Source organism: Coprobacillus sp. (assembly GCF_984815275.1).
This window is the reverse complement of sequence record NZ_CFJNYH010000012.1, coordinates 61,327-70,988: the sequence shown is the minus strand read 5'-3', so window position 1 is coordinate 70,988 and position 9,662 is coordinate 61,327. Positions and strand designations below refer to the sequence as shown.

Below are 9,662 nucleotides of genomic sequence, written 5' to 3'. Positions count from 1 at the left end.
CATGATACTGCTTGCTTCCGACATGATAGACTGCATCTTCCCATCTGCCTCCACTATATGTCCCTGTTCCTACCCATACTCTTACTGCCTTATACTCTTCTGGACTTGTCCAGATATGTCTTATCATATCATTACAGTGACTATTCATGCTTGATGCATATTCGTTTGTCAGCTCTTTTGTCCCATATGGATAATTGTATATTGTATTAATCTTTGCTGAGACATTTATATTACTCCCTGGAAAGTTACAGGCCTGTGCTCTTGTATCCGAAAGCACTTCAATAGCCTTTCCTAGATAGACTTTATGCATGCTTGACTCGCTGCTATATCCTACACTTGATTGTACAGCAGATTCATTCACATTTCCAGCATGTTTTATGGTTTCACAGATTGTTGTATATTTTGATAAAAGTGATAATCCCTTCTCTACTTTTGATATGCTCTTTAATGCATCCTTCACTGATGTATATTCTAGGCCTAATGTATCACAATAGGCTTTTACTGCCTCCTCCAGCAGTGAACCATCCATATTCTTAAACTTCCTGTAGGCTTCATCTATTCCATGCTGTTTTGCATACTCAATAAAGCTGTTTTTCTGCTGTTGCTGCTGTTTCTTCTTGTCTACTGCTGCTGCAGCCTTCTTTACATTGCGAGTGACCTCATCAACTATCTTCTTGGTTTTCTTGGCTGCCTTATTGACTTCCTTTTTAACGACATTGGTTGCACCTTTCATGCCTGTTATCTTGCCCATCCAGTCTAGACCCTTGCTCAGTAGCTCTGCTCCCTTATCTATATGATCCTGTGCCAGTTTCTTTGTACTTGATATCATGATATCTGCAATTGCTGATATACTGAAGTGTCCACTGGGATCCTTATACATGGATGGATTGTTCAATGCATAGATATACTGATTGTATTCACTTGCATTTCTCTCTCCCAGATAGTTATCTCTTGACAGGAAGCGTCCATTTGCTGTCTCATAGTATCTTGCTCTAAGATACTGGTAGTTGTACTCTGTATTCTCTCCTCTATAGGCATAGCTATCATTGATATTCTCTAGACTTTTTCCAAAGTCATCATATGTAAAGATATGCTTATCCAGTCCATCATCACTTATAACATTTCCTTTTCCATCATAGATATAATTCATTGAAAGATCATCAATGGTCATTGAAATTCTATTGTTTCCATACGTGTATGTTTCGACCTGTTTGTTCTGCTGAAGTTCCAGAACCTGTGTATGCTCATATGTGATATCATTGACATAGAATGTTTTTACATCTATTCCTTCACTTGTCAGCCATGTTGATGTCTGGTTTGGCAGTTCGTGACTAAATGCATCCTGATATTCAGCTTTCTTTCTATCAAGAACTTCATCTAGTTCTTCATATGATGTAATCATTTTGTCAAGATCAGGTATTTTGACATCTGTCTTAAGATAATTGATGAAGTCCTTTGAATCTATTGGGGCCTTTTCTTCTTTGGAAATTCTGTTTCCTAATGCATCATATCCATAACGAATCTTCTTGCCGTTTGTACTCTTCATAAGGACAAGTTCATTGAAATCATTATAGAACATTTTTTCCTTATGACCATCTTCATAAATCTTTTCTATAACATTTCCCTGTTTATCATGTCTGTAGATGGCTTTACCATCTTCCATAAGTTCATCATTAGCGTTATAACTACTGTGCTTGATGGTCTTTTCACCATTCACTGTTTCCTCATAAAGAATTCGGTTCCCTGATTCATCATAGGTATAACTGGATACCCTGATATCATCGCCAGCTGCTATCCGACTTGTTATGAGCTGACCTGCTTTATCATATGCCATTTCTTTAGTTTGTTTCTGACCATTGATATTTGATATCTCTTTTCGAGTATTTCCTAACGAATCGTACTCATACTGATAAGAGATTTGCTTATCCTTGAGATTTGTTTTACTTTCTATAATCTGACCAATCTCATTATAAGTCGTTTCTTTCTTCTGTAGTAATGATTCTTCTAGAATCTCTCTTCCTAAAGCATCATATGTATAATGTGTTGTCTGTTTTCCATCCTTAACTTCAATAACATGATCTAAGTCATCATATTTGTAGGAAACCTTTTGTCCACTTGGATAATAAACTTTAAACTGTCTGCCATATCCATCATAAGTATACTGAACACTTTGGTCATTTGGATCTGTGACTTCTATGATATCTCCATACTGATTATACTTAAAAGTTGATGCTTCTTTTTGAGTGTTTCTGTAGGCTCGTATTAATTGACCATATTTATCATATTGATACTCATTCTCTATTGTATCACAATAAAGTCTTTTTAACTGATTGGTTGGCGTATACTCATAATGAATGGCGGTTCCATTTTTATCTGTATAGGATTTTATATTTCCTCTGATATCATAAGTATAGAATTCTGTATTTTGCTTAGCATCCTTTTGCTCAGTTAGCTGATTCATATTGTCATACTTAAACTGATATTTATCCTGCTTGTTGACAGCTATCTTGATCATATTCCCCGATATATCAAACTGATACTGAATAATCTTTTGATCTTCGGTTTGAATACTTTCAACCTGACCCATATGATTATAATGATAAAGTCTTTCCTCACCAGCTTCATTAATTTCCTTTGTTTTCTGACCTAATTCATCATAGCCATATTCCTTGACCTGATTTTTAGCATTGGTTACTGTTAATACATGACCAGTAGCGTCATAAGTATATCTTGTTTCTTGTCCTAATGCATTGATCTCCTTAATGAGCTGATTTCTCTCATCAAACTCATAACTTGTTTCATAACCTAATGCATCAATATCTTTAATCACATTCCCTAAGCAATCATAAACCTGCTGTGTCACTTTTTCATTGACCCTTGTTTCAGTCACACGATCTAATTCATCATATGTATAGGTAGTGATATTCCCTCTCACATCTGTCTGCCGAGTCATGCGATTCATAACATCATATTCTATGTAGGAACTGTTACCTCTGATATCAACTTCCTCCTGTACACGTCCCAATGCATCATAAATTGTTTTTGAAGTCTGCTGTGCTCTATTGGTTGCTGAAATCTGTTGACCATACTGATTATATTCATATGTCAGTAGTACCCCATCATTATCATTCCATTGAACAACATCATCGTATGCATTATAAATATATTCCTTGAAATATCCATTAGGGGATGTTTCTTTTGTTTTTCTGCCATATTTATCGTATTCATATTGATAACGATTCGCCTGAACATCTAAACTTTCTATAAGTTGACCCTTTTCATCATAGATGTTTGCTGTTGAGGAACCATTTGGATAAACTGTGCGAGATAATAGATCCTGATCATTATACTCATATGTTGTCTGATTCCCTTTTGCATCTATAACCGCAACTTCCTGATCTAAATCATTATATTCTACTTTTTGCTGATAACCTAATTCGTTTGTAGATTCTATAACTCTCCCGACTTGATCATAAGCATTGAGTGTAAAGGTTAAATCTGGATTGATTTGTTTGAATGGTCTATTGAGAGCATCATATTCAAATGATGTTTTCTGATTCTTTTCATTAATAGTTGCAATAAGGTTGTTATTGGCATCATAGATATTCTTGGTTTTATATCCTAATGCATTTTTTGTTTCAATGACATTTCCTTTGGCATCATATTGGTATGATTTTGTTCTTCCTAGATGATCTGTTTCACTTTCTAATAAACCTATTTGATTATACTGATATATTGTGGTTATTTTATCAGTTGTCTTTGTCAGAACATTTCCAACCTGATCATATGTTAAGATTGTTTTTATACCTCTTTCATCTGTTTGAGAAATAACCTGACCTAGAACATTGAATTGACTTGTTGTTTCATTCCCTCTTATATCAGTTGTTTTGATAAGATAGCCATACTGATTATATTCATAGATTATTTTCTGATCTTTTTCATTTGTTTCAGTGATCGGCAGTCCTAAATCATTATAAGTCATTTCCTTGATATGACCATAATCATCTTCTGTCTTTATAACACGATCAAACTTATCATATGTATAACGTGTTTCCTTTCCATAAATATTAGTTGAAGAGATTAAGCGATGATAATCATCATAGACCTGTGTTGCACTTCTCCCCCTGACATCTTTTATTTCTATAACTTGACCAGCTTCATCATAAAATGTTTCAACACTTCTTCCTATAGAATCTGTTGTTTGAGATACATTTCCTAAAGGTGTATATGACGTTATACTCTCATTACAAAGAGGATCGGCTGTTTTTATAAGCTGGCCTTTTGCATTGTATGTATAAGTATAAACATTTCCTAAAGGATCTTTCATACTTGCCTTTTGATTTCTGGCTGTATATGTATATGTTGTTACATTTCCATTTTCGTCATATGATCGTATGACATTTCCATTCGCATCATATTCTGCGGATGTCTTATTTCCTAAACTGTCTGTTGTCGATAACAAATGATGATCACCATCATAAGTCATCGTATATATGTTCCCATTAGGCTGAGTTGTTTGAATTAGATTCCCACTTGGTGAGTAGAGATATGTTGTTGAATCACCTAATGCATTTGTCTCTTTGATTTTTCGTCCATAAATATCATAATCATAAGTTGTTTTTGCACCTTTGATTGTCTGAGATAATAACTGGTCATAGAAATATTCATATTCTTCTTTCATTCCATTTGTTTCTTTGAAACTGATATTTCCATATTGATCATATTGAAATGTTGTGATGATTCCATTTTCATTCTTTTCAGTTAATTGACCCTGATCATTATACTGATATGTATTGATTTTATCTAATCTCTGTTCTTTTATAATCTGTCCAAGTGAATTATATGTATGATAGGTACTTATTCCTTTTATATCCTGTGTTTCAATAAGCTGATTTTTATCATCATACTTATAGTATTCACTATATCCTTCTTCATTGGTATAGCTTGTCTTATTTTTTAAAGCATCATATGTATATGACTTTGTAAATCCTAATTCATCTGTTGTTTGAATGATATTTCCATTGACATCATATTCTGTCTTAACAGTTCCATAGGCATCTTTTTTCTCAATCAATCGAGATAATTCATCATATTTATAATAAATACCATGACCATTGCCATCTTCTTCATAGACAAGATTTCCATCACCATCATATGAATAATGCTTTGTACTTGTAGGTGATATTTCTTTAATTTTTTGTCCTCTTTGATCTCTAACAAACTCAGTCTTATAATTCTCCTGATCTGTCTGCGAATTGATCATTCCTAATGCATCATATGTATACTGGATTGTATAGCCATTTTGATCAGTTTCCTTAACCTTATTTCCCTTATCATAAGTATAAGTCTTTTCCAGTCCATGAATATCTCTTTCATAAATCATTTGTCCATCAGCATTATATCGATTGGCAGTATATGTTCCATCAGGGTTGATTGTCTTTGTGACATGACCATATGAATCATATTCATATTTTGTTGTCTTTCCATCAAAGTCAGTCTTTTGAATAATATTATTGCCACTGTATGTATAAGTCGACTTCTTCCCATCCGATCTCACTTCATTAACCAACTGTCCCTGATTATTATAGATAAACTGCGTCTTTTGACCATCCTCGACTGTACTTGTTAACTGATTATCCGAGTTATATGTATGACTTGAAACCTGTCCATCCTGATTCACTTTTTTCGTTGTTCTTTTTTCACTATCTAAATAGACATATTCACTTTTTCCATCATAGCCATTTATTTTTGTATAGCTACTGTTATACTGAAATGTCACTGTCTGATTTTTAGCATCTGTCTGTTTTATAACACGTCCTAATGAATCAAATTCATTTGTAAGGATAATATGATTACTTTCACGACTTGTGTAAGTCTTTAATAAACCTTTTCCCTGATAGGCATAATGAATCTTATAGCCTTTTTGATCAGTAAAACCAATCATATTTCCCTGACTATCATAATCATACTGTATTTTTGTATAGTTTGGTAATTGAATACTGACAAGATAATGATTCTCATTATATGTAAAAGTGAAGACTTTGCCTGAAGAACTTTTCATCTGTTTGACATTATAACTGCTGTCATAGGAATAGACCATCTTATGACCATATTCATCTAATATAACTTCCTGAATATAACCTTCATCATTAAAGCGATAGACTTTATGTGTTGAGACATCAGTAATAATATAATCATAGATAGGAACAACAACCTTCTCCTGAACTGGTGTTTCCTCCTGATCATAATAACCACTGTCTACATAATAAATCTTTTCATCAACTTTTTCCTGTTTCATTGTCATCTGATATCCATCAGGCGACTGATAAGAATTTCCATTTTTAAAGAAAGTTAATATTTTTCCAGTTCCATCACTAAACAAGGCAGCATTATTGGCAAATGAAAGCTGATAATTCCAATTCAGGTCCCAGTTATTTCCATAGACCCCACTTTTTTCTGCTAGAGAATTATAGCTTCTTTCAAAATAATACTTCTCTCCATATTCTACAAAATAGGCATCCTGATTATTGTAATAAAGATTACCAGTATTATAATTAACAGGTTCATAACCATATTCACAATGTAATCCTCTCCCCATCAAAGCCATATCTATTGCTTTTTTATCATTGACAGTTAGTGTTTGGGATGAATAAGCTTTATTTTGATTTTTGGTAGGATTTCTTAAGAATAATAAGTTTTCCTGAACAAGCAGACTGTCAAACATATGATTATCCAATCTCAACTGACTTGTATTTTTAATTCCATAGAAATCAATAATTCTTGATATTCTATCAAAACCTCCTACCTTGTATAACTGAAAAGTTTCTGAATTGGTCCAATTTTTTGTTGCCTGTACATTTCCATTCTTGTCATATGCAGTCACTTTATATTTGATCTGATACAAATGATTATTCTCCAGTGAACTGCTTAATAGACGCTCATTCATCTGATAGTTACTGACCTTACGATAATATTGCTGAGCATTAGCTATCTTGTCATAGAGTGGAAATATACGATAAGTTGATGCTGCATTTGTTGTTTGATTGTAAACGACTTTTTGATTGACAGTATCAACAACCTGGATTTGAACATCACTGTCTGGTCTTGATAGACCATCAAAGCCTAAAGCAGTAAAATGTAGTAAGCCCTGTCCATTAGATTGTGTAAATGGTCTCATCTGAAGTGTTGTATCATCTAATGATAGATTAGGATTAATTGGTCCATCCTGAACATGACTCACTGTCATATATGGCAAAACTTCCAAATCATTGGAACTGGCATGATTAAAAATAGCCTGTGCTTTGGTATCAGCTGAATCTCCTTCTAAGATCAGTCCATGAGCTGGATTTCCCTGATACCAGTCATCAATCGCATCCGTTATATTAAATGAAATAAACTGAACAGTTCCTGGTTTTCTTGTCACTGTTTTTGTATCCAGTCGAACTGGGCTATATTCCTGATTTCTGTCTTTGTATTTCTGAAAGTAGGACTCATATTTTGTCCATTTTAGATTATTGTAATTATCAAAAAGAGGCATTTTTTCATTTAATCTGCTCATTGATAATGTTGATTTGTTTTTGATTGTCGTTGCTAGACGCAGACTCATACTGGCACTTTCAATGCGTCGATGCTCACCAATATATTTATTTACCAGAGCATTAAAATCCACCTTAATCAGACCAACATTCTCAGGGCTTGGTGTTCCCTCATTGATGGAACCTTGTGGGTCTCTTCCCACCATTGCAAAATGAGCATAATTGGAATTCACTTCTGGAGCATAGGATTTATCTTTATATTTATCTCCTGAACGAACACCATAAAGTTTAATTAAACTATAATCAGGATTCGTTACTGTCTTAACAGAGACCTCCATGCTGTAAGGAGCAGTTGTTAATTGTTTCATTTTTTCTTGCGTTGGCGCTATGACCAGTTCTTTCTCATTCAACTGTAATTCTAAATCATATAAATCAATAACATTTCCATCAGCATCCTTTAAACAGCCTGCTGATATCACCTGCATTGGCTTATCTTCTTGATAGATATAAGCTGCTGTATGATCATCAGTTAATTGAACAGTATAATCCTCTGGCAAGTGAAGACTGTAGCTTTGTGTAAGACTATGCTGCTTATCACTAATAGCACTCTTTATTTTCATTCCTGTATTATAGGCTGTAATACCATAATCCTTCTGATCCTCAGCATTGTGGTAATAGGCGGTATTCTCTTTAATCTCACCCTGTGTCTCTTCTATATGATTAAGACTCAATTCTATATTATCAATAATAATATGACTATCCTGATTTAAGGTTTCAGGTATCTGATAATGATGATCTCCAGATTTATTCTGATAGACTGTATATGAGCTTCTTACTTTTGATTTAACAAAATCATTGTCATATTCCCTCAACTGATTATTCTTCTTATAATAAACGGGTTCATTATAGATAATTGTCTGTTCAATACCATCATAAGAAAGAGTTTTTGAATTCTCTGTCCGTTTTGAGATATCTTCTTTATACCCCTGTTCTTTCAAATCATCTTCAATATTCTCTTTTGCAGTCTCAAAGAATAAGCTTTCTCTTTGATTCGTATCTCCAATAGATACAGTTTCATTCACTTCATTTTGATTATTTGAAGAATTATTCAAAGATACATTTTGACCTGTGACAGTTGCATCATACAAACGTATAAAACCAGATGCATTGACCTGACTCATTCCTAATTGAATACATATAAAAACAATGAATATTTGAAATGAATAGTTCTTTATTCTATGCTTCACGTCTGATCACCTCTATCTGTTTGATATTTTCATGAATAATCTCCATGCTTTTTAAAACCTCATCATACTTTTCCTGATTGAGATTATCCTCTATCTTGATTAACTCATTACCTATCACATAATAGCATTCATTGCTTCCATAAAAATAATGATATTTAAAAATATGATTTTCTAAATTGTGATTTCCAGTTCCACTATACTTAACACTCTGAAATCTTTGGCACTCAAATATCAGGCTTCTTCCCAAATTCCCCAAATAGGTAGCATATCCCTCATGATAAAGTTTATGAGGATTCCCAATAATATAAATAGATAAAAGTTTTTTATACAGTTCATCTTTTTTCTGATCCAGCATATCATAATAGACATAGACATCCTCATATGTATAGAATACCTTTTCAACTGGTACAACTGTTTCATTAGTCTGTCCTATCTCTCTTGCATTTTGCTGAGAATTATCCCTTTCATAATAATCTTGATCTTCCCATTCGTTTTCAAATTCTTCTTTTGCCCAATAGATACTATCAGGATCATGATTCTTATTCCTGTTAATCCATATTATAAAAAAAAGACCCACACAGACAATGAGTATTCCAAATAATGTTTTCTTGTACTTCATAAATATCCCCCACATTCTTCATATTTGCTTACATTCACTTGCATTATCCCTCTGTAGCTCTCTTACAGTCAAAGACTTTTACTTAAACGCCCTTATTTTTCACTTAAACGTAAAAAAAGAGAACTATTTTGATAAAAAATTCTCTTTTACGACTTTTCATAAAACGATATCTCAATACAAATAATATCGCTTTTTTATCTTTATTATAGAAAGTAAAATATAATGAAAATATGGCCGGATTCACCTTAGAATTATCATTAA

General features: G+C 33.2%; 2 protein-coding genes. Both read right to left on the bottom strand.

Annotation, left to right across the window (positions count from 1 at the left end; translation table 11 throughout):
• Positions 1-8,782: DUF6531 domain-containing protein (locus AC5M21_RS06045; RefSeq protein WP_493531477.1), on the bottom strand; the 8,782-nt coding region annotated here is incomplete at its 3' end.
• Positions 8,772-9,401, bottom strand: coding sequence for a hypothetical protein (locus AC5M21_RS06040; protein ID WP_008787392.1), 630 nt, complete (start codon positions 9,399-9,401; stop codon positions 8,772-8,774). The genes AC5M21_RS06045 and AC5M21_RS06040, both read right to left, overlap by 11 nt.
• Positions 9,402-9,662 lie beyond the last annotated feature (261 nt).